Below are 21472 nucleotides of genomic sequence, written 5' to 3' on the forward strand. Positions count from 1 at the left end.
CTGAGCGCCTTACACAGCAACTGCGTTTCATAGCAACTGTGCTTCATAGCAAGAGGGCGAGTCGCGGTATTCCGCGACCCGCCCTCTTGAAAGAGCTGTTACTTCCCGGGGTGGCGGTACTACTCCGCCGGGGCCGGGACGATGTTCACGACGCGGCGTCCGCGACGGGTGCCGAACTCCACCTTGCCCTCGGCCAGCGCGAACAGCGTGTCGTCGCCGCCACGGCCAACCAGGATGCCCGGGTGGAAGTGCGTGCCCCGCTGGCGAACGATGATCTCGCCGGCGTTGACGAGCTGGCCGCCGTACCGCTTCACGCCGAGGCGCTGTGAGTTGGAGTCACGACCGTTGCGGGTCGAGGCTGCTCCCTTTTTGTGTGCCATGAGTTAATCAGCTCCCCTTCTTCTCAGAGGATGACAGTTTCGCGTCGATCGCGGTGACCTTGACCTGGGTGTAGTGCTGGCGGTGCCCCTGGCGCTTGCGGTAACCGGTCTTGTTCTTGTACTTCAGGATGTGGATCTTGGGTCCCTTGGTGCGGCCGAGAACCTCAGCCGACACGGCAACCTTGGCCAGCGCCGCAGCATCGGTCGTCACGGTGTCGCCATCGACGACCAGAACCGCGGACAGCGCGACGGTGTCGCCCACTGCGTCCGTCAGGCTGTCGATCTCGATGACATCGCCGACGGCGACCTTCTGCTGGGTGCCGCCACTGCGCACGATCGCGTACACCGTGGATCTCACTCTCTGCTGGATCGGAAGTTCTTGTACATAGTGTGCTGGTCTGAGCCGCGAGGATTCCCCGCACACTCACAGTCACAACACACAAGTCGGCACGCCTGGAGCGCACCGAAGGTCCAGGATACTACGCGAGCGCAGCATCCTGGAAATCGGGTTACTGACCGGCCGAAACCAGCTCCGAAGGCGTCTCCGGAGCGTCTCCTGCCGTCTTACCGCGGCCCCGGCTACTGCGCCGACGTCGCGTGCTCTTGGTGCCGTTCTGCTCAGCCTCGGCCGCCTCAGCCCCATCAGCCGGTACGTCGGCCGGCGGGAAACCGGTCGCTTCCGGGCTCACGGGCTCATCGGTGTGACCGGACATCGGGTAACCGGTCGGTTCCGGTGCACCCTCAGCGTCCTTCTTGGCGGATGCGGCAGCGATCTGGGCCAGGTGCTGAGCGGCGTCCGCGTGGTGCTGCGCGGTCTCCGCCTCGGTGCTCTCCTCGTCGGAGCGGCCCTTGCCACGACGGCGACGCGAGCTCTTCCGGCCGGACTCCTCGGCCTGGGCGGCCGGCTTGTCGTGACCGTTGCTGCTCTGGCCGTTGTTGCCGTTGCCGTTGGTGCTGCCGTTGCCGTTTGCACTGGCGGTGTTGCCCCCAGTGTTGCCGCTGGTGCTGGCAGCAGCGTTGCCGCCAGTGGTGCCCCGGCCACCGTCACGGCGGCGGGACTCCTTCGGCTCGTCGTGCAGGATCAGGCCGCGGCCACCGCAGTGGTCGCAGTTCTCGCTGAACGCCTCGAGCAGACCGGTACCGATCCGCTTGCGGGTCATCTGGACCAGGCCGAGCGAGGTGACCTCGGCGACCTGGTGCTTGGTCCGGTCGCGGCCCAGGCACTCGACCAGGCGACGCATGACGAGGTCCCGGTTCGACTCCAGCACCATGTCGATGAAGTCGATCACGATGATGCCGCCGATGTCGCGCAGCCGGAGCTGGCGGACGATCTCCTCGGCCGCCTCCAGGTTGTTCTTGGTGACGGTCTCCTCGAGGTTGCCGCCGGACCCGGTGAACTTGCCGGTGTTGACGTCGACGACCGTCATCGCCTCGGTGCGGTCGATGACCAGCGAACCACCCGACGGCAGCCAGACCTTGCGGTCCAGCGCCTTCTTGATCTGCTCGTCGATCCGGTAGCTCGCGAAAACGTCACCGGATTTGGCGTCGCCGTCCCCGCCCCACTTCTCGACCCGGTCGGCCAGGTGCGGCGCCACGGAGGCGACGTACTCACTGACCTGGTCGTTGGCCTCGTCACCGGAGATGACGAGCTTGGAGAAGTCCTCGGTGAACAGGTCGCGGACGACCCGGATCAGCAGGTCGGGCTCGCCGTGCAGCAGGGCCGGCGCATTGCCGCCCTTCGACTTCTTGTCGATCTCGGTCCAGAACGCCTGCAGGCGGGTGACATCCAGGGTCAGCTCCTGCTCGGTCGCACCTTCCGCGGCGGTCCGGACGATCACGCCGGCCTCGTCGGGAACGATGTCCTTGAGGATCGTCTTGAGCCGGTTCCGCTCGGTGTCGGGGAGCTTGCGGCTGATACCGCCGTTGCCGCCGCGCGGGACGTAGACGACGTACCGGCCGGGCAGGCTGATCTGGTTGGTCAGCCGGGCGCCCTTGTGGCCGATCGGGTCCTTGGTCACCTGGACCAGGACCGACTGGCCGGACTTCAGCACCTGCTCGATCTTGCGCGATCCGTTGGATCCACCGAGCGAGGCCCAGTCGACCTCACCGGCGTACAGCACCGCGTTGCGGCCCTTGCCGATGTCGATGAACGCCGCCTCCATGCTGGGCAGCACGTTCTGCACGCGACCGAGGTACACGTTGCCGATCAGCGAGCTCTGGTCCGCCGTGGTCACGTAGTGCTCGACCAGGACGTTGTCCTCGGAGACCGCGATTTGGGTCAGGTCCCCACGGGACCGGATCACCATCGTCCGCTCGACCGACTCGCGGCGGGCCAGGAACTCGGCCTCGCTCACGATCGGCGCGCGGCGGCGACCAGCGGCGCGACCCTCACGGCGGCGCTGCTTCTTCGCCTCCAGGCGGGTCGAACCCTCGATCGCGGTGACCTCGTTGGCCGTGTTCTTGCTGCGCGGCTCACGCACCCGGACCACGATCTCGTCCGGGTCGTCGGCAGCGCTGGTGCCCTCTTCGCCCTTGCGGCGACGGCGACGGCGGCGGCGACGCGACGAGCTGCCGGCGTCCTCACCGTCGTCGGCAGAACCGTCCTGCTCGTCGTCGGCCGAGGCTTCGGCGTCGTCCGGCTCGTCGCCGTTCTCGTCCTGCTCGTCGGCGCTGTCCTCGGCGTCACCGGTCTTGCGGCGACGACGGCCACCGCGACGGCGACGGCGGCGACGGGTGCCCTCGGCGGACTCGTCGTCGTCGCCGTCCTCAGCCTGTACGTCGTCCGCCTGCTCGTCGGCCGTTTCATCGGCCTCGGCGTCAGCGTTCTCGTCTTCTTCTTCGTCGTCCTCGAGCTCTTCGACGACGACCTCTTCGCGCGCCTCGGCATCGCGGCCACGACGGCTCCGACGACGGCGGGACGTGCTCGGCTGCTCGTCGTCACCCGGCTCGGCGGCCTGGGTGGTCACCTCGGCCTCAACCTCGGCGGACTGGGTGTTCTTGGCGCCGCGACGGCTCCGCGAACGGGTAGTCGGGGCCGGGTCGGTCGCCTCGACCGGGCTGGTCGCCTCGGCCTGCGCCGGTGCGGGCGTTCCGGCCGGAGCGTTGCTCGGGACGGTCGGCGCCTGGAACAGCACCGCGGCGGCTGCAGGAGCGCGGCGACGGGTGCGGCGGGCCCCGGTGGTGGTCTCTTCGGCGGGTGCCTCTGCAGCAGCGGCTGACTCTCCAGCCGTCGGGAAGAGCGGGGTTGCCTCGGATGCGGCGGGCGCGTCAGCAGCGGGCTGGGCGCCGCGGCGGCGCGAAGTGCGCTTGGAGGCGCTCGGGCCGGACTCAGCTGCCGAGTCGGCAGCACTTGCTGATCCAGCCGAGTCAGCGGCAGCAGCTGCCTCGGCGGAGAGGCTGGCCGAGCTACGCACGTGGGAGGTGCCCGTGAAGGTGGTCCGAGCAGGCGCGGCAGCGGCAGGCTCGGGAGTCTGCGCGGCGGGCTCAGCGGCCTGCGCGGCACCGCGGCGGGAGCGCGTACGGCGAGCGGGCGCGGCGTCCGGCGTACCGGCGTCGGCTACGGGGCCGTCGGTGAGCGGGGTGTCGGTCGCGACCAGGGTGGCAGCGGCCTTCTTCGTGGTGGCGCGCTTGCGAGCGGGCGCCTTCTTGGCGGGAGCCTCAGCCGCGGCGGGCTCCGGCTCGGCGACCTTCTTGGCGGCGCGCTTGACCGGGGTCGCGGCGGCCTTCTTGGCCACCGCCTTCTTGGCGACGGCCTTCTTCGCGACTGCCTTCTTGGCGGTCTTCGGGGCCGGGTCGGCCGCGACGGCGTCGGACTGCGTGGGCACCTCGGCCGCAGCGGTCTTGGCGACGCGCTTGCGCGCGGTGGTGGCCGTGGTCTTCTTCGCCGCGGTCTTCTTGACCGTCTTTTTGGCGGTCGATCGGGCGGTGGCAGCCGTGGCTGCCTCGGTGGTCGGCTCGTTGTCGAGCATGTGGTGCGGTCTCCTCAAGCCCTGCGGCGCATCCTGCGACCCCTGTCACGGGTCCGGCGCTGCTGCCTGGCGGTCACGGTTCGCCGCTCCGGTACAGCTTGGTACCGGGGCGACGGAAGCCTGCGGGATCCGCTCCGCCCGGGCTCAGGGCACAGAGGGAGCGGCGGCGTCGCCCTCCGCTGTATGCGTCTGGTGGGGACCTGCCTGGCCGGTCGCGGTCGCCTGGTTGGCGTCGCGGTCACGAGCGAGCGGGTCGTCCACTGTGCCGGTTGCCGCGAGGTGCGGGCCCTGGGCGAGCCTGGTCAGAAGAGCCGGGCCCGTCACCGGGAGCGTCGCTACTTCGAGCAAGCCGGCGAGAACGTCGTCGGGTCTCACGGCCGGGGTTCCGAGCCGTAACACCACTTGCAGTATCGCACATGTCTCAACCGACGCCGGTTCGCTGGCGACGGTGAGTCGCAGAACGGCATCCCGACAGTCGAACGAGCGAATACCCCGTTTGGTCATGCGCTCGACCATGATTTCGGTCCGCGCGAGGAACGCCTCGACCGCCGCAGCGGCCGGCTCGGGATCGACTCCCGGCAACGCGATCAGCCACTCACTGACCTCCAGGCGGTCCGCCAGGGCGCCCGGCCCGGCGACGACCACCTCAAGCACGTCCAGCCCCGGCGGCAGGGCCTCGTCCAGCGCGACCCGGACCTCCTCGGGGACCCGCTCCTGTGTGAGCGAAATCTCCAAGTACTCGGCTTCCGAGGCGGCGCCGGTCGGCGCGGCCCCGGCGTACGAGATCTTCGGGTGCGGGCTGAAGCCGTGCGAGAACGCCACCGGGAGCTCCGCGCGCCGGACAGCGCGCTCGAACGCCCGCTGGAAGTCGCGGTGTGAGGTGAATCGCAGCCGCCCACGCTTGGCGAACCGGATCCGGAGTTTCTGGACCGCGGGGAGCTGCGACGACGGCGGGGCTTGAACAGGCACCCCCACAGTGTGGCAGCTCAGGGCTGGGCGGCGGATTTGCCGGTCAGGTAGAGGGCCCAGCCGAGGAGGCCGAAGGCGGCGAGGTCGAGGACGGTGCGGACGGTGTTGAAGGTGCGCCAGCGGGCCTCGTCGAAGGCGGCCCGGGCGGCGGTGACGTCGATCGTGTTCGGGTCGCCCGCCGCCTTGAGGGCGTCGTTGAGCGGGACGTTGATCGCGACCGTGATGATCATCGTGATCAGGTAGAGGACGAACGCCGCCGCGATCCAGGGCAGCGCCTTCTCCTTGAGACTGAGCAGCCCGGCCAGCGCGGTGAGCAGCAGGGTCCCGACGAAGCCGATCCCGAGGAAGACCGGGTTGACGATCGCCCGGTCGGCGGCCTGGAACGCCCCGACGAAGGTCTTGTCGTCGACCTTCGCCAGCCCGGGCATGAAGGCCATCCCGTACGCCCAGTAGACCCCGGCCATCATTCCGGTCGTGATCGTGGCCGCCATCAGCGCCGCCACCCGCAGTCCGTTCATGTCGCTCCTCCAGTACGGCGGGCCGATCCCGCAATGTCGAAGTTAGGCGCCCCGACCTGCCACGGACATGTCGCCGAAACTCAGCTTCATGTCTGGTCGGCTCAGCGCTTACCCAGACGCCCTCAAGCGCGTCGGGGATTGACATCCTGCCTGGTCAACGGCCACTCTGTCCACCAAGTGGTTGGTGGATTGAAAAAGGTGGAGGGTTCGATGGCTGGGACGAAACGGGGCCTGCTGCCGGCGGGCCGGGAGCGCCGCGACGCCGTGGTGCGAGCAGCATTCGCAGGCATCGTCGAGCACGGGATCGGCGGGCTGCGGTTGCGGGCCGTCGCCGCGACGGCCGGCATCGACCACACGACGATCCATCACTACTTTCCCGGCAAGCAGGACTTGGTGACCGCGGTCACCGACTACGCGACCTCGCAACTGCGGGCCACGCCGCCCGAAGGTGATCCCACGGATCGGCTGCGGGCCCACCTGCAGGTGCTCGCCGCGCGGATCGAGGCAGACCCGGATCTGTTCGTCGTTCTGCGGGAGCTGGATCTGCGGGCGATGCGCGATCCGGCGGTCGCGGAGATCGTCGCGGCCCGCGAGCAGGGCTGGCGCGATGCGCTCGTCGACCTGGTCGAGGCCGCCGAAGTCGCTGCAGGGACCCCGGCCGCCGTCACCGCCGACTTGATCATCGGGACCGTGAAGGGTGCGAGCCTCAATCCGGCGACAGCCGGGCCGGTACTGCGTTCGCTCGCCGAACTCCTGACCGGCCAGGCGGAATCATGACCGTGCGAGTGCTGATAGCCGGCGGCGGAATCGGTGGGCTGTGCCTCGCGCAGGGGCTGCGTAAGGCGGGAGTCGAGGTGCGCGTCTTCGAGCGGGACCTCGCGCCGGACTCGCGGCAACAGGGATATCGCCTGAACATCGAGCCCGTCGGCAGCGCCGCTCTGCACCACTGCCTGCCACCCGCGTCATGGGACCGATTCGTTGCCACGGCAGGCGATCCCGGGCCTGGAATGGGTGTGTTCGACGAGCGGCTGCACCTGCTGATGAGAGAGAACAGCTCCACCGATCCCGCCGACCCGGTCCACGCCGTGCACGCGGTCAGCCGGGGTGGTCTGCGCAAGATCCTGCTCTCCGGCCTCGAGGCGGACGTCCACTTCGGGAAGACGTTCACCGGTTACGAGATCGCCGGTTCGGGCGAGGTGACAGCAGCCTTCGAAGACGGCAGTACGGCGATTGGCGACGTACTGATCGGCGCCGACGGCGTGCGTTCACCGGTACGGCGCCAACAGCTCCCGCATGCCGGGTATCTCGACCCGCAAGCGATCGGGATCGGCGGGAAGCTCGCACTCACCGCGGAGACCGAGGATTGGTTGCCGGGAGCACTGACCAGCAGCAAGAACATGATCCTGCCCCCGCGGGACTTCTTGTTCACCTCGGTGTTCCGGCGCCGGGACCGGCAGGACACGACCGACACGGACTATGTGATGTGGGCCTACGTCGCGCATCGCTCCACACTGACGGCCGGTCTCACCGGACCGCGCGGGCCGATCCTGCGCGACCATGTGCAGGCCCGCATGACGGGCTGGGACCCCCAACTGGTGCGGCTGGTCGGGGACTCTGATCCGGACACGATCGAGCGCTTCGATTTCACCGCCGGCCGACGGATCGGGCCCTGGGAGACAAGCCAGGTGACACTCCTCGGAGACGCGCTCCACCCGATGCCACCGGTCGGCGGGCTCGGCGGCAACGCAGCACTGCAGGATGCGCGGGTGCTCTGCGAGGCGTTGACCGCAGTCGATCGGGGCGAGCGGCCGCTATTCGAGGCCCTCAGCGTTGCCGAGGAGACGATCCGCAGTCACGGCTTCGGCGCAGCCGCCGAAGCCCTTCGCTATACGAAGCTGGCATCCTCCCGCAGCCGTGCACTCCGGCGGACAGCCCGCACGTTCTTCCGGGTCTGCGGGCTGGTCCCGCCGCTGCGCAAGGCGATCTTCGAGTCGTGATGCGAAGCCTCAGAGCCGGGCGCACTGCCCGATTCTGGGGCCGGCGACCTGGTTCGGGGCCTCCAGGTTGGTTGGGGCGATGGTGTTTCCGGAGCAGGACAGCGGGCCCTTGATGGTGTTGCCGGCCAGGGCGACCGGCTCAGTACTGGTGGCCGTGCCGACCGAGACCGGACCGCTGATCGTGCTGCCGATCAGGGCCGCGCTGCGAGTGATTCCGGACAGCGAGACCGGGCCGCTGATGGTGGTTCGGAGCAGGTGCACGTCAGCCGCCTTGGAGGCGTTGACCGGCCCGGAGATCCGGGCGTCGGTCGCGACCAGCGAGGCCCGGGCCGCGACCTGGATCGGGCCGTTGACGGTTGCTCCGGTCAAGCAGGTCACCCCGGATCGCAAGACCAGCGGGCCGCTGTGGGTTCCGGTGATCGTCGCCGTACAGGTCGGGGCCGGGCGCAACAGGGTGACCGCGAACCGGTTCGGCGTACCGATGTTGCCGGAGGCATCGATGGCGCGGTACTCGACCTGGTGCCGGCCGTAGCCGGGCGGTACGTCGTCCCACGGGACCACCCGCGGTACGCCGAGTTTGCCGTAGACCAGCTGATCGATCGCGGTGCCCTCGGCGGTGAACTTGAACGGGGCGGACGCGTCGGTCGGCCAGCCGTAGTAGTTGTACCAACCGTCCCCGTCGACCCGGAACTCCGGCACGACATACCCGGTGCTGTCGTCGGTCGCGGCCAGCTTCATCGTGAAGGCGTCGTTGTAGATGTACTCCGGGCCGGCCGGCTTCTGGACGGTCAGGAGCGGCTTGGACATCGTCGAGGTGACGGTCGGCTCGACGCCGTCGACCTGCCAGGTCAGGGTCTGGGTGCCGACGGTGGCGCTCAGGGTGTGCCGACCGGTCAACCGCAGTGGGCCGAGGTCGAAGTCGCGGTCGTTGCCGGGGTTGTCGACCGGCCGGCCGTCCAATTGCCAGGCGATCGCCGGCTGGTCGGTGTCCGATTGGGTCGTCTCGGCGTACACGACCTCATCCGCGTTGACCGGGTGCTCGGTCGCGGTCGACCCGGTGAACGCGACCGGGGTGGTCGTGGGCTGGGCGGTCAGGGCGGTGTTGACCGTCCAGGTCCGGGACACGGTCGGCCGGGCAGCGGGGTCGCGGATGAAGCCGGTCGGGTCGACGAGCTTGGCCGTGAGCGTGTGCAGACCGGGTGTGAGGTCGAGAGTGGCGAGATCCACCGCCCGCCGGTTGCCGGTCGGGAGGGTTCGGCCGTCAAGGGTCCAGGTGAGGTCGAGTTCGTGGCTGCTCGGGTGCAGGGTCTGCAGCCAGACGACCTGATCGGCGGCGACCTGACCAGTTGGGGTACTGGTCTGGAATAGTGCAGCTCGCGCGGAGATCCGCTGGGTCATCCGCTCCCGGGAGATCTGGTCGAAGTAGTAGCCGAGGGTCTTCATCATCGAGTGCCGGCTCGGCCGCCAGACCCCGGAACCGGAGTACATGCCGCCCTCGTAGCGCCCGATCGGACCTCCTGATTCGGACTGCTCCCCCAGCCAGCGGAACCACTTCTGCTGCTGGTCACGCATCTGCGGCTCGGTGAGCAGGGTGTGGTGGATCGACGACGGCTCAGACCCCTCGTACGGCGCTCCGCGGTCGCCGCGGGCGTAGTAGTCGTACTCGTCCTGGAGCCCGCCGAGCGAGTGCCCGAGCTCGTGCGGGGTGATCAGGGCCGACAAAGCGTTGCCGCCGGAGGCCGTGGCGTACGTTCCACCGGCACCGCCGTACGTGTCGCTGTTGCCGATAGCAAGAATCTGCCGGTTGCTCGAGGTCGAGCCGGGGACCAGGTCGGCGTACGAGATCGCTGCCGTTGAACTGACGGTCAGCAGGCGCTGGACGCTGTTCGGGTTGCAGCCGCCCCAGAAGCCCATGTTGAGCGGGGTGTCCACCTTGGGCGAGGTCAGGTTCGGATCGCAGTCGACGCCACTTTGGGGTGACGCGATCTCGACGGCGTACACGTTGATGTAGTTGCGGTACGACTTGAACGGCTCGATGCTCCAGAGCACGTTCAGGTGCTTGTCGACCTGCTCGCGGAACTTCGGCAGGTCGGTCGCGGTGTAGCCGTCGCCCATCACGATGAGGTTGAAGCGGGATGCGGCCGGGCCGGTCACCTGGAGCGGGACCACCTTGGCTTCCGGGGCCACCTCATCGGCTTGCGCCGTCGTACCGGTTCCGATCAGGCCTGCGGCGAGCAGGCCGACTACCGCCATCAAACGTGTGGTCCTCACGACATCTCCCCTACCACGGCGACACTGCCGTGAGCAGCTTACGAACGTGTCCGCGACCTGTCAGGACCACCCGCGTGGCGACTTCCTCCCCACCCGGGGCCGTCGTACGGCATCATGAGGGCTCGGGGAACGTGAGGAGAGGACATCGATGACGGAACCGGCACAGTCGCCACGGCCCGAGCGCAGGGTGGATCCGGTGGTGGACGCCGCCGCGGACGGTGACGGCCGGGGCATCTACTGGGTGCTCAAGAACGTCCTGATCGGCCCGCCGGTCAAGCGGCTCTTCCGGCCGATCGTGGAGGGCGCCGAGAACATCCCGGCCGAGGGTGCGGCGATCATCGCCAGCAACCACCTCTCGTACGCCGACTGGATCTTCATGCCGCTGGTGCTCCGGCGGCGGGTGACATTCGTCGCAAAGTCCGACTACTTCACCGGCGCCGGTCTCAAGGGCCGGTTCCAGCGCGGCTTCTTCAAGGGCACCGGCCAGGTGCCGATCGACCGCTCCGGCGGTTCGGCCTCCGAAGGGGCGATGCGGGCCGGCATGAAGGTCCTCGAGCGCGGCGACCTGTTCGGGATCTACCCGGAGGGGACGCGCTCACACGACGGCCGCCTGTACAAGAGCCGGACCGGCGTGGCCCGGCTGGCGCTCGAGGCGAAGGTCCCGGTGATCCCGTGCGGGGTGATCGGCACCGACGTGGTCGCGCCGCCCGGCAAGGTGGTGGCGTCGTTCGCCTCGCCGACGGTCAAGTTCGGTGAGCCGCTGGACTTCTCCCGCTACGAGGGGATGGAGAGCGATCGGCTCATCCTGCGGGCGGTGACCGACGAGATCATGTACAAGATCATGGAACTGTCCGGCCAGGAGTACATCGACATGTACGCCACCAAGGCCAAGGCACTCGAGGGCCGAGCAACCACGGGTGCACCGAAGAAGGTCCGTAAGTCGGACACCTGATCCGCTGGTTGAGATGACTCAGGGCTACTCTGGTGCTCGTGGACGGACCGATCGCGTACCAGGGTGAGCCCGGAGCCAACTCGGCAATGGCGTGCACCGAGATGTTCCCGGACCACGACCAACTGCCCTGTACGACGTTTCAGGACGCCCTCGAGGCGGTGAGCAGCGGCCGCGCCGGGCTGGCGATGATCCCGATCGACAACTCGATCGCCGGCCGCGTCGCCGACATCCACCACCTGCTCCCCGAATCCGGGCTGCACATCATCGGCGAGTACTTCCTGCCGATCCATTTCCAGCTGCTCGCCGTACCGGGTGCTTCGATCGACCAGATCCGGACAGTCCGCAGCCACATCCACGCTCTCGGCCAGTGCCGCAAGATCATCCGCGAACACGGCTGGACGACGGTCGTCGCAGATGACACCGCCGGGGCTGCTCGCGAGGTCTCCGAGCTCGCGGATCCGACGGTGGCGGCGCTGTCGCCGCGAGCCGCGGCCGGTCTGTATGGGCTGGACATGCTGGCCGAGGACGTCGAGGACGAGCACCACAACACGACCCGATTCCTCGTGCTGGCGCGCGAGCCCGTCGTACCGCCGGTCGGCTCCGGTCCGATCGTGACGAGCTTCGTCTACCGGGTCCGGAACGTGTCGGCCGCCCTCTACAAGGCCCTCGGCGGGTTCGCGACCAACAGCGTCAACATGACGAAACTGGAGTCGTACCAGCTGGGCGGCATGTTCTTCGCCACCCAGTTCTACGCCGACATCGAAGGCCACCCCGAAGACCCGAACGTCGCCCTGGCGATGGAAGAGCTGGCGTTCTTCTCGGTCGAGGTCCGGCTGCTGGGCGTGTACCCGGCGCATCCGTTCCGAGCCCAGATCGCCGAGCCTGCAGCGAACCGAGCCCTGCGGCCTCACCACTAGCCCTCCCGCTCCGCGCACCCTGCCGGAATCGTGCACACAGCTCGCAGAACTGGATTGCGGCACTGGGTGGCGGCACTACGGACTGCAGGTGTTGTTGCGTTCGGCGCGCGCCACGCTGCACGACCGGTCGCCGAGCACGCCGAGCGTGACTACCTGCAGTTGCTCGTGCGGCTGGCCAGGCTCGCGCGGCGGATCAGAGGCTGCGGTCACGCGCAGCGCGCCGACCGCGGAGCTTCGTCGTCTCCGTTTGATGGGCCAGCCCATCGCATGCGGGTGGGCTCACCGCATGCGGTTGGCCAACCCACAACCCCGTGGGTCAGCCCATCAAATGGGGACCTGCCGACCGCGTTAGGGCTTTAGCTGGATGATGGTTCGGCCTCGGTCGGCGAAGGCTTCGACTGCCTCGGACAGGGGGCGGACCTTGGCGATCAGGGGCTTGAGTGTGCCGGCGCGCACCCGCGCGGCTAGCTCGACGAGCTGGGCTCGGTTGGGCTCGACCACGAAGAAGACCGTCCGTACGCCGGGCGGACTCTGCCTCGGCGGGTCGGGGATGGTCACCAGAGTTCCGCCGGGGCGGATCATGTGGCCTGAGCGGTAGCGGATTTCGCCGCCGATGACGTCCATGACGACGTCGACCATGCCAACGTTCTCCAGGTCACCACCTTCCAGCGCCACGAACTCGTCGACGCCGAGCTCATCGGCGAAGGCGCGGTCGGTCTTGCGACCGGCGCCGATCACGCGGGCGCCCGCCGTACGGGCCAACTGGGCGGCGACGGAGCCGACGGCGCCGCCTACGCCATGGACCAACACGGTTTGGCCGGCTTGCAGGTGGGCGTGGTCGAAGAGGGCTTGCCAGGCGGTCAATCCGGAGATGGGCAGAGCCGCCGCCGTCACGTGGTCGATGTCGGCGGGCAGCGGCGCGAGGTTGCGGGCCTCGACGGCGACAAACTCGGCGAGGGTCCCGTTGCGGGTCCAGTCCGTCAGGCCGAAGACTCGTTGGCCGACGGCGAGGCCGGTGGTTCCATAGCCGAGCTCAGCCACGACGCCCGACACCTCGTGCCCGGGGACGCTCGGCGTACGGTCTCGGCCGGCGCGGTCGGTCCAGGTGCCGGGCCAGGTGAGTTCGCCGCGGGTGAAGCCGGCGGCGTGGACCTTGACGATGACGTCGTTCTCGGCGGCATGGGGGTACGGGAGGTCGGTCAGGGTCAGGTCGACGGCCGCTTGGTCCCGGACTGTGATGGCTCGCATGACGCTCCTCGGTCGATGATTGGCCCATGAACCTGACGCCGGAATGGACCACCAGCGTAAGCCCTTCCCACCATACGGTTGAATTATGAACGATCTCGTGATTCCCGCAACTCCCGCCGCGGCAGCAGCCCTGGAGGTGGCCGCCGCGTATCAGTCCCCCGCTCTGCAGAGCCACTCCCGCCGCGTCTACGTGTGGGCGACCGCGTTGGCCGAACGGGAGAACATCCAGTACGACGCTGAGCTGCTCTTCGTGGCCGCGATGTTCCACGACCTCAGCCTGGTACCGGTCTTCGACAGCCACACCGTCTCCTTCGAGGAAGCCGCCGGTCACCTCGCGCGGGTCTTCGCCACTGGCGCAGGATGGTCACCCGTACGACGGGAGCGGCTCGGCGAGGTCATCGTCCGGCATATGTGGCCCGATGTGAGTGTGAGCGACGACCCCGCGGGTCACCTGATCTCGCGAGCGGCCGCGCTCGATATCGTCGGTAAGAACGTCGACGAGCTCAGTACCGAGTTCCGCGCCGACGTCCTCAAGCAGTTCCCGCGACTCGGGCTGACCGACGAGTTCCTGAAGTGTTTCCAGGCTCAAGCGGAGCGCAAGCCGGACAGCTCCCCCGCTCGTGCGATCAAGGCGGACCTCAGCACCCGGATCGCCGCCAACCCGCTCGACGCCTGAAAAGTCGATTGACCGCGGGCGAGCCCGCTGTGAGGCTCCGGGGCTATGGTCGCGAAACTGCACGATGACGAAGTAGAGATCAACGCATCGATCCTCAGGCAGCTCCTCACCGAGCAGTTCCCGCAGTGGGCCGACAAGCCGATTGAGGTCGTCACCTCGTCCGGCACAGACCACATCGCCTTCCGGGTGGGTTCGGAGCTGGTGGCACGGCTTCCCCGGACTGAGCGGATGCAGGGTCAGGTGGAGAAGGACCTCACCTGGCTCCCGCGCCTGGCACCGCAGCTGCCGCTCGCGATCCCGGAGCCGCTGGCGATCGGCGTACCGGGGGCTGGTTATCCGTTGACCTGGGGTGTCTACCGCTGGCTCGACGGCGAAACCTTCAACCTCGACCAGCTGAAAGATCCGCTGCAGGCCGCCCGCGACCTGGCTGGCTTCATCCGCGAGCTCCAGAAGGTCGACACCTCCGGCGCTCCCCTTCCGCCCACTGACGATCCCTTCAGTCGCGGTACGCCGCTGAAGCCCCGCGACGCGCTCTTTCGGGAAGCCCTCGACCAGCTTCGCGACGAGTTCGACACCGAACTGGTCCTGGCGGCCTGGGATGCGTCGCTGGCCGCCGACACGTACGCCGGTCCGCCCGTCTGGGTCCACGGCGATCTGATGGAGGGCAATCTCCTGGTTGCCGATGGCAAGCTTTCCGCCGTGATCGACTTCGGGACCGCGCGCGCCGCCGACCCCGCGGCCGACGTCATGCCCGCCTGGTGGCTGTTCGAGGGTGCGGCCCGGCAAGCCTTTCGCGAAGCCCTCGGGGTCGACCCGACCACCTGGACGCGCGCTCGCGGCTGGGCGCTCTCCCTCTCCATGATCGCCATCCCCTACTACCGAACCCGCCGCCCCGATCCGAACCCCGGCGAACACCCCTTCATCACGGACCTGCTGAACGACTTCAAGGCGGACTGCTGACATGGAGATCGTGGCGGTGGACGGGCGAGACCCCGAGGTATTCGACAAGTTCCACGCAGTGAAGTTCGGCGTACGGCAGGAGCTGGAGTTTCCGGTGGGGATGGGGCTCGAGGAGTCTCGGGTTCTCATGGCGGGCGAGCATGCGGAGGCGCGGGCCGACGGGCTCGGCCTGGTGGTGGATGGCGTCTGGGTCGGGGTGGCTTGGTTCGACTGGTGGTTGGTGGGGACCACTGACACGGTCGACGTGGAGATCGCGGTACTGCCGGAATGGCGGCGGCGTGGGCTCGGGTCGCGGTTGCTGGAGGTTGCGGTCGAGCGGGCCCGGGCCGACGGACGGAACGTGCTGGCGGGTGGCATTCTGACGGGTGATCCGGTGACGGGTGACAGCGCCGGTACGGCGTTCGCCGCCGCGCGCGGGTTTGTCCGCAAGCACGCGGAGCTGCATCAAGTGCTCGACCTTCCGATCGTCATTGCGGAGAAACCCGTTGCTGGGTACGAGATTGTGCAGTGGCGTGAGCACACCCCCGATGAATGGATCGAGCAGTTCGCCGATCTGCAGACCGGGATGAGCCAGGACGTGCCGGCCGGCGAGCGGATCACGGAGACGGTCCATTGGACGCCGGAGCTGATTCGCGATGCCGAAAGACGGCGGCTTGCTCAAGGACGCTTCACCTATGCCACAGCCGCGGTCCACACTGCGAGCGGCGAACTGGCGGCGTACACGCAGATGGGCGGTACGCCGGAAACGCCGGACCGGCTGCTGCAGTACGACACGTATGTCCGCAGATCCCATCGTGGTAACGGACTTGGGATCGCAGTGAAGGCGCCCAACCTGCGCGCGCTGCAGGCCGGCGTCGCGCGGCCCGCCGTACTGCACACGTGGAACGCACCGGAGAACGCGCCGATGATCGCGGTCAACGACAAGCTCGGCTTCCGGCCGGTTGCACAGCGGACTAGTTGGGAATTACCAGTCTCGTAAGGGGTTGTGCGCTGGGCGTGATCGGAGGATGGTGAAACCAGAGCAGTGACTTGGGGGCCGACTGCTCGGCGGGGAAGGCGGAACGAGCCGTCTTCGGCCGTGGGGTGTACTGGGGGTGTCTGCTCGACGGTTCGACCTGCTTCAAGTGCCCCTGCGTTAGGGGGAAGGACATGCCGAGGAAGGCCAACGGGAGAGCGTCGGCGAACGGCACGCCGGACACGGGGATGAGCAGCGCGACCGGGGGCGCTGCGGACATGAACGCGGCGCCGGGTGGTGGCGCGATGAATACGGCGGCGGGTGGGACCGGCGCAATGGACACCGGGACCGGCCGCACGGAATACCCGGTACGACGCCAGTGCGGCGTAATGGATGTGCACCGGCGGCTGCTGTCCGCCTCACCGGAGTACGCCGCCGCTCGGTCGGCATTGGAGAACGCGACAACGCAGTACGTGGCCCGCCAGCAACGGTTCAGCGGTGTCGTGCGAATCCCGTGCGTGGTGCACGTGGTGTGGAAGACGGCCGCGCAGAACGTCTCGCAGGCCCAGATCGAGAGCCAGATCGACGTTCTGAACCAGGACTTCCGGGCGACGAACGGCGATGTCGGGATCGTGCCGGCGCCGTTCACCGGACTGGTCGCGGACTCGCGGATCGAGTTCTTCCTGGCGACCGAGGATCCGGCCGGCAACCCGACCACCGGGGTCACCCGGACCCAGACGACGAGCGCGTCGTTCGGGACCGACGATCGGATCAAATCGTCCGCGACCGGCGGGGTCGACCCGTGGCCGACTGATCGCTACCTGAACATCTGGGTCGGCCAGCTCGGCGGTGGCCTGCTCGGGTACGCACAGTTCCCGGGCGGACCGGCCAACACCGACGGAGTGGTCATCCTGCATTCCGGCTTCGGCACGAACGGTACGGCGGCCGCGCCGTTCAACCTCGGCCGGACGACGACGCACGAGGTCGGCCACTACCTCAACCTGTTCCACATCTGGGGCGACGACGGCACGGGCTGCAGCGGCACCGACGAATGCGCCGACACCCCGAACGCCGGTGGGCCGAACTTCGGCGTACCGACGTTCCCGAAGTTGTCGTGCAGCAACGGGCCGAACGGCGATCTGTTCGTCAACTACATGGACTACACCGACGACCGCGGCATGGTCATGTTCACCCACGACCAGGCGGCGCGGATGGAGGCCTGCCTCGACACAGTCCGTACGGCGTTGCCTGTCGCCGGTGCCAGCGGATCCGGTACGCCGGAACCTGCGGGCTCGGTGGTGTCGTGGGGCTCGGGCCGGCTCGACACGTTCGTGCTCGGGACGGATTTGGCGACGTACCACAAATGGTGGGAGGGAGCCTGGGGCCCGTCGGTCACCGGCTACGAGTCGCTGGGCGGGACCTGTCTGAGCGCACCCGAGGTGGCTTCGTGGGTGCCAAACAGGCTGGACGCATTCGTGCTTGGCACTGATCACGCGCTCTACCAACAGTCCTGGGACGGTACGGCGTGGTCCGGCTGGGCGTCTCTTGGCGGCGTCTGCATGAGCCCGCCGCGGGTGGCGACGTGGGGGCCGAACCGGCTTGATGCGTTCGTACTGGGGACTGATCGAGCGCTGTATCAGCAGTCCTGGAACGGCACGGCATGGTCCGGCTGGGGATCGCTCGGCGGGACCTGCATGAGTCCGCCGGAGGTCGTTGCCTGGGGCCCTGATCGGCTGGATGTGTTCGTCCTCGGGACGGACCACGCGGTCTACCAACAGTCCTGGAACGGTACGGCGTGGTCGGGCTGGGTGTCACTCGGCGGCATCTGCGCTTCGCCGCCAAGAGCGGTTGCCTGGGGCCCCGATCGACTCGACCTGTTCGTGATCGGGACGGACTCCGCCTTGTATCACAAGTGGTTCGACGGTACGGCGTGGTCGGATTGGGAATCGCTCGGCGGTGTCTGCACCACGGCGCCGACCGTGGTCTCGTGGGACGCGAACCGGCTGGATGTCTTTGTGCTCGGCACCGACTCAGCGCTGTATCACCAGTGGTGGGACGGGAACGCCTGGTCGGGCTGGGAGTACCAAGGCGGGGTCTGCACCGACGAGCCACGCGTTGTCTCGTGGGGGCCGAACCGGCTGGACGTCTTCGTCACCGGAACCGACAAGCAGCTCTACCACAAGTGGTGGGACGGAACCGCTTGGGGACCGTCCATCGACGGCTACGAAGCACTCGGCGGGACCATCTCGGACTTCAAACTCACCATCCCCACCGACATCCCCACTGAGCCGTCCCTCGGAGAGGTGGTGCTGAGCTGACCACCCACCTGCCGGGGCGGTGGACGCATTCCTTCGAAGAGGACCACGACGGAGTGACTGTCTACCGCCGCGACGACTACGCCTTCCCGCCGGCCCGCGGCCGGCGGGGGGTGCAGTTCCGCCCTGACGGCACCCTGGTCGAGTACGCCCTCGGCCGGGGTGACGCCCCGGAAGCTCGCCCCGCCGGCCGCTGGACCTCCGACGGCGGCCTCACGGACGGCAGGATCGTCAGCGCCACGCCCGACCGCCTGGAAATCCGCTGGGAGGACTGAATGCCCACCATCCGCTACCGCGTCGTATCCACAGCCGACCTGGACACAGTCTCCAAGAGAACAAGTGACTCGAAGGTGGCTCGATTCGGTGAGCAGGCTGTTGTTTGGGGGGATGCTGGGGCTGGGCGGCGCGCACCCGGGTTGTTGTTGGTCACTCAGGTGGGGCGAAGTTTCCAGGACGCGTTTCCCGAGGTGAAGCCGCTGCTCGACCGGGGGCGGCACCTGGTGATTTCGGCGGCGGATCGACCGAAGCGGCGGTCGAATCATTGCTGGCGGATCGAAACTCTGCGCGCCGGGACGGTGGTCGACCAGCCGGAGGTTGCGACTGCGCGGGTTGATCCGGTGGCGGCTGCGCTGGTCGGGCAGCTGGATCTGGCGTCGTACCAGGCGGAGGTGACGTGGTTGGCGAGTTTGCCGACGCGGCATTCGCACAGTGCGTCGTTCGTCACCGCGGTCGAGCATGCGGAGCAGCAGATGGTTGCCCTGGGCTACCAAACGAAGCGGCAGTCGATCACCGTTGGAACGAAACCATCGCAGAACCTCATCGGGGAGCGCGCAGGCACTACCAACAGCGTCGTACTGATCACCGCACATCTTGACTCCATCAACCTGACGGGTGGAGCCAATGCGCCAGCTCCAGGGGCGGACGACAACGCGAGTGGAGCCGCAGGGGTCCTTGAGCTCGGTCGCGTGCTCGCGAGCACCAGTTGGCGGCACGGCATCCGGCTGATTCTGTTCGGTGGTGAGGAAGAAGGGCTCTACGGCAGCAAGCAGTACGTCGCCGCGCTCCCGCCTGCCGAGCGAGCGCGGATCCGCGCCGTCCTCAACCTGGACATGATCGCGAGCAAGAACGGCCCCACGCCCACCGTCCTCCTAGAAGGCGCGCCCGTCTCCCAATCGCTCATCACCGACCTCGCCACCGCGGCCGCGACCTACACCGGCCTCACCGTGGAGACCTCCCTCAGCCCGTTCGCCAGCGACCACGTCCCGTTCATCACCGCCGGCATCCCCGCCGTCCTCACCATCGAGGGCAGCGACAGCGCCAACACCCACATCCACTCCGCCAACGACACCCTCAACTTCCTCAACTGGCCGTTCGCCGCCGAGATCCTCCGAATGAACACCGCTGCCCTGGCCACCTGGCTGGAACCACTACCCACTCGGCCCCGGCCAGCCGGCTCGATCGTCTCCTGGGGCCCGAACCGCATCGACGTCTTCGCCGTAGGGTGAGGGGGTGTGGAGTCGATGCCTGAATGCCCGTGACGTCGGTGGTTTCCCAACCCGGTACGGCGTACCAACCGCCACCGGAAGGTTGTTCCGCACTGATACCCCCGAGCTGCTGGATGCGGACGGCCAGGCGGAGTTCGTGGCCGTCGACCCTGGCCTGATCCTCGATCTCCGGTCCGACTGGGAGCTCAAGCAACCACATCCGTTCGCGGACCATCCGTCGTACCAGCGGATCCCGTGGATCGACCCCGCAGCCGAGGCGCTGCGCGACGCGGCCGCCGAGCCCAACCTGGTGGACGTCTACCGCAACAGCCTGAGCCGGAACGCGGCCAACATCAGCCGCATCTTCCAGGCGATCGCCGACACTCCCCCGGACCGCCCGGTGATCGTCCACTGCCGAGCCGGCAAGGACCGCACCGGCCTGACGATCGCGCTGCTGCTCGAACTGGTCGGCGTACCGCGTGACGTGATCGCCGCTGACTATGCGATCAGCGAGGTCAACCTCGGACTGCAAGACGGCCCGGAAATTTCGCGCACCCGACCGGAGACCATCCTCGGCTCACTCGAGCACGTGGAGAGCCAACTCGGTGGTGTCCGCACCTACCTGGCTGGACTCGGCTTGACCGATGAGCAGGTCCATCGGCTGGCCAGTCGGTTGCTGCCGGGCGACGTACAGGCTGTGGTGTTCGACTTCGACGGGCTCCTGATGGACACCGAGACGACGATGGTCGAGAGCTGGCAGGCCGAATGGCGGTTCCATGGGCTCCAGCTGGATATGACCGAGTTCTGGCCGGGTCACGGAGGTGACGTGACCGAGGACCGGTACGCCGTACTGGCGGCCGCCGTCGGCGTGGAGTTCGACCGCGCGGCAAGCCACACGCGGCGGATGGCGCATCGGGAGCGGATGCATGCGGCGCTCGACTTCCGGCCGGGGATTCGCGACTGGATCCTGGCAGCCCGTGAGTTGGGGCTGCGGACGGCGATCGCGAGCAGCTCGCCCAACGACTGGGTTCGCGGCCATCTGAAGCGAGTCGGCGCGTTGGACCTGTTCGACGTGATCGTCACCGGCGACGAGGTCAGCACCCACAAGCCTGACCCGGCGATCTACGAACTGGCGCTGCGACGGCTCAAGCTGGCCGGTGCGCAGGCGATCGCAGTCGAGGACACCCCGCACGGCGTGGCCGCCGCGCAGGCAGCCGGGATGTTCGCGGTGGCGATCCCGAATCCGTATGTGGAACCCGCGACGCTGAAGGCCGCTGACCTGGATCTGGGCAGCGCAGCCGACCTACCGCTCCACGAATTGGTTTTATCAGCGGCGTCAAAAGGGTCGACCTCAGTAACCAAGTGACTTAACCTGCTAGCTCTTCCGTTAATTGCTAACCGAAGGGACTGGGATGAAGAAGCTTCTGGGAACGGTCGTCGCAGTGGCGGCCGGTGTGGTCGGTTTCGCGGCGCCGGCACAGGCGAGCACGACCGGCGCACAGGCGTGCGACCTGCACATCGCGAAGGGCGTCTACTCCAGCGCCTCGATGCTGTACGTCGCGGTGTCGCTCGACGGCTGTTCGACGAGCGTCACCGAGGTGTTGGTGGAGCTGCAGCGTGCTGACAGCGCGAGTGGTCCGTTTACCAAGTTTGACGAGGCCTATGCGTACTCCGGTGGCGCGGCCTGGTTCGGGCCGGGCACGGACTGCGGCTATTGGAAGGGTGTCGCGCGCTGGCAGGGCCAGGTCGAGACGACACCGGATGTGAACTTCGGCTGTAGCTGAGGGCTCGGGGCCTGTTGTCCCGCAGGCCCCGTGTCAGCTTGAGGTCACCGAGCACCACGCATGGTGATCTGACGCGAC

20 protein-coding genes are annotated in these 21472 nt (G+C 68.2%); 12 read left to right on the top strand and 8 right to left on the bottom strand.

Going from position 1 to position 21472, the window contains the following annotated elements:
- Positions 1–119 precede the first annotated feature (119 nt).
- The 5 genes from rpmA to E1263_RS04845 all read right to left on the bottom strand — a co-directional run bounded on the left by rpmA (position 120) and on the right by E1263_RS04845 (position 5835).
- Positions 120–380, bottom strand: coding sequence for a 50S ribosomal protein L27 (gene rpmA, locus E1263_RS04825; RefSeq protein ID WP_132165773.1), 261 nt, complete (start codon positions 378–380; stop codon positions 120–122).
- Between the two features lie 7 nt (positions 381–387).
- Positions 388–726 carry a 50S ribosomal protein L21 gene (gene rplU, locus E1263_RS04830; protein ID WP_132165822.1) on the bottom strand — a complete coding sequence of 113 codons (339 nt, stop codon included), beginning with the start codon at positions 724–726 and terminating at the stop codon, positions 388–390.
- 163 nt (positions 727–889) lie between these two features.
- A complete protein-coding gene (locus E1263_RS04835) occupies positions 890–4348 on the bottom strand; it encodes an Rne/Rng family ribonuclease (RefSeq protein WP_132165775.1) in 3459 nt (1152 codons plus the stop codon).
- 144 nt (positions 4349–4492) lie between these two features.
- Positions 4493–5317 carry a TIGR03936 family radical SAM-associated protein gene (locus tag E1263_RS04840; RefSeq protein ID WP_132165777.1) on the bottom strand — a complete coding sequence of 275 codons (825 nt, stop codon included), beginning with the start codon at positions 5315–5317 and terminating at the stop codon, positions 4493–4495.
- A gap of 17 nt (positions 5318–5334) precedes the next feature.
- Positions 5335–5835, bottom strand: a complete 501-nt coding sequence (locus tag E1263_RS04845; RefSeq protein WP_132165779.1) for an anthrone oxygenase family protein — start codon at positions 5833–5835, stop codon at positions 5335–5337.
- Between the two features lie 210 nt (positions 5836–6045).
- Here E1263_RS04845 and E1263_RS04850 point away from each other — a divergent pair, with 210 nt between their 5' ends.
- Both E1263_RS04850 and E1263_RS04855 read left to right on the top strand, forming a co-directional pair.
- The gene (locus tag E1263_RS04850) at positions 6046–6612 is read left to right on the top strand and encodes a TetR/AcrR family transcriptional regulator (protein ID WP_165956470.1); all 567 of its coding nucleotides are present in this window, start codon (positions 6046–6048) and stop codon (positions 6610–6612) included.
- Entirely contained in the window at positions 6609–7832 is a 1224-nt protein-coding gene (locus E1263_RS04855) for an FAD-dependent oxidoreductase (protein ID WP_132165783.1), read from the top strand. The genes E1263_RS04850 and E1263_RS04855 overlap by 4 nt, the downstream gene beginning before the upstream one ends.
- Positions 7833–7841: 9 nt before the next feature.
- Here E1263_RS04855 and E1263_RS04860 read toward each other — a convergent pair whose 3' ends face one another.
- Positions 7842–10103, bottom strand: coding sequence for a M64 family metallopeptidase (locus E1263_RS04860; protein ID WP_238161077.1), 2262 nt, complete (start codon positions 10101–10103; stop codon positions 7842–7844).
- 148 nt (positions 10104–10251) lie between these two features.
- Here E1263_RS04860 and E1263_RS04865 point away from each other — a divergent pair, with 148 nt between their 5' ends.
- Positions 10252–11055, top strand: coding sequence for a lysophospholipid acyltransferase family protein (locus E1263_RS04865; protein ID WP_132165785.1), 804 nt, complete (start codon positions 10252–10254; stop codon positions 11053–11055).
- Positions 11056–11093: 38 nt separating this feature from the next.
- A complete protein-coding gene (locus tag E1263_RS04870; RefSeq protein ID WP_132165786.1) occupies positions 11094–11972 on the top strand; it encodes a prephenate dehydratase in 879 nt (292 codons plus the stop codon).
- A 75-nt stretch (positions 11973–12047) separates the two neighbouring features.
- Here the strand turns inward: E1263_RS04870 and E1263_RS44015 are convergent, their stop codons facing one another.
- A complete protein-coding gene (locus E1263_RS44015; protein WP_272949646.1) occupies positions 12048–12182 on the bottom strand; it encodes a hypothetical protein in 135 nt (44 codons plus the stop codon).
- 138 nt (positions 12183–12320) lie between these two features.
- Complete coding sequence (locus tag E1263_RS04880) at positions 12321–13220, bottom strand: NADP-dependent oxidoreductase (RefSeq protein WP_132165790.1); 900 nt, start codon at positions 13218–13220, stop codon at positions 12321–12323.
- A gap of 85 nt (positions 13221–13305) precedes the next feature.
- Between E1263_RS04880 and E1263_RS04885 the strand changes: the two genes are divergently transcribed.
- The 8 genes from E1263_RS04885 (at position 13306) to E1263_RS04920 (ending at position 21394) form a co-directional block, all read left to right on the top strand.
- Positions 13306–13896, top strand: a complete 591-nt coding sequence (locus E1263_RS04885; protein ID WP_132165792.1) for an HD domain-containing protein — start codon at positions 13306–13308, stop codon at positions 13894–13896.
- 45 nt (positions 13897–13941) lie between these two features.
- Positions 13942–14856 carry an aminoglycoside phosphotransferase family protein gene (locus E1263_RS04890; protein ID WP_132165794.1) on the top strand — a complete coding sequence of 305 codons (915 nt, stop codon included), beginning with the start codon at positions 13942–13944 and terminating at the stop codon, positions 14854–14856.
- Position 14857: 1 nt separating this feature from the next.
- Positions 14858–15835 (top strand): GNAT family N-acetyltransferase, encoded by a 978-nt coding sequence (locus E1263_RS04895; RefSeq protein ID WP_165956471.1) that lies wholly within the window; start codon positions 14858–14860, stop codon positions 15833–15835.
- A gap of 170 nt (positions 15836–16005) precedes the next feature.
- Positions 16006–18129, top strand: a complete 2124-nt coding sequence (locus E1263_RS04900; protein WP_238161078.1) for a DUF8189 domain-containing protein — start codon at positions 16006–16008, stop codon at positions 18127–18129.
- 53 nt (positions 18130–18182) lie between these two features.
- Complete coding sequence (locus E1263_RS04905; RefSeq protein WP_132165796.1) at positions 18183–18401, top strand: hypothetical protein; 219 nt, start codon at positions 18183–18185, stop codon at positions 18399–18401.
- Between the two features lie 159 nt (positions 18402–18560).
- Positions 18561–19631, top strand: a complete 1071-nt coding sequence (locus E1263_RS04910; protein WP_202868721.1) for a M28 family metallopeptidase — start codon at positions 18561–18563, stop codon at positions 19629–19631.
- 4 nt (positions 19632–19635) lie between these two features.
- Positions 19636–20976 carry an HAD-IA family hydrolase gene (locus tag E1263_RS44020; protein WP_132165798.1) on the top strand — a complete coding sequence of 447 codons (1341 nt, stop codon included), beginning with the start codon at positions 19636–19638 and terminating at the stop codon, positions 20974–20976.
- Positions 20977–21022: 46 nt separating this feature from the next.
- Entirely contained in the window at positions 21023–21394 is a 372-nt protein-coding gene (locus E1263_RS04920) for a hypothetical protein (RefSeq protein ID WP_132165800.1), read from the top strand.
- The last annotated feature ends 78 nt before the right edge of the window (positions 21395–21472 follow it).

It is taken from the genome of Kribbella antibiotica, from assembly GCF_004349055.1.
Lineage (GTDB): Bacteria > Actinomycetota > Actinomycetes > Propionibacteriales > Kribbellaceae > Kribbella > Kribbella antibiotica.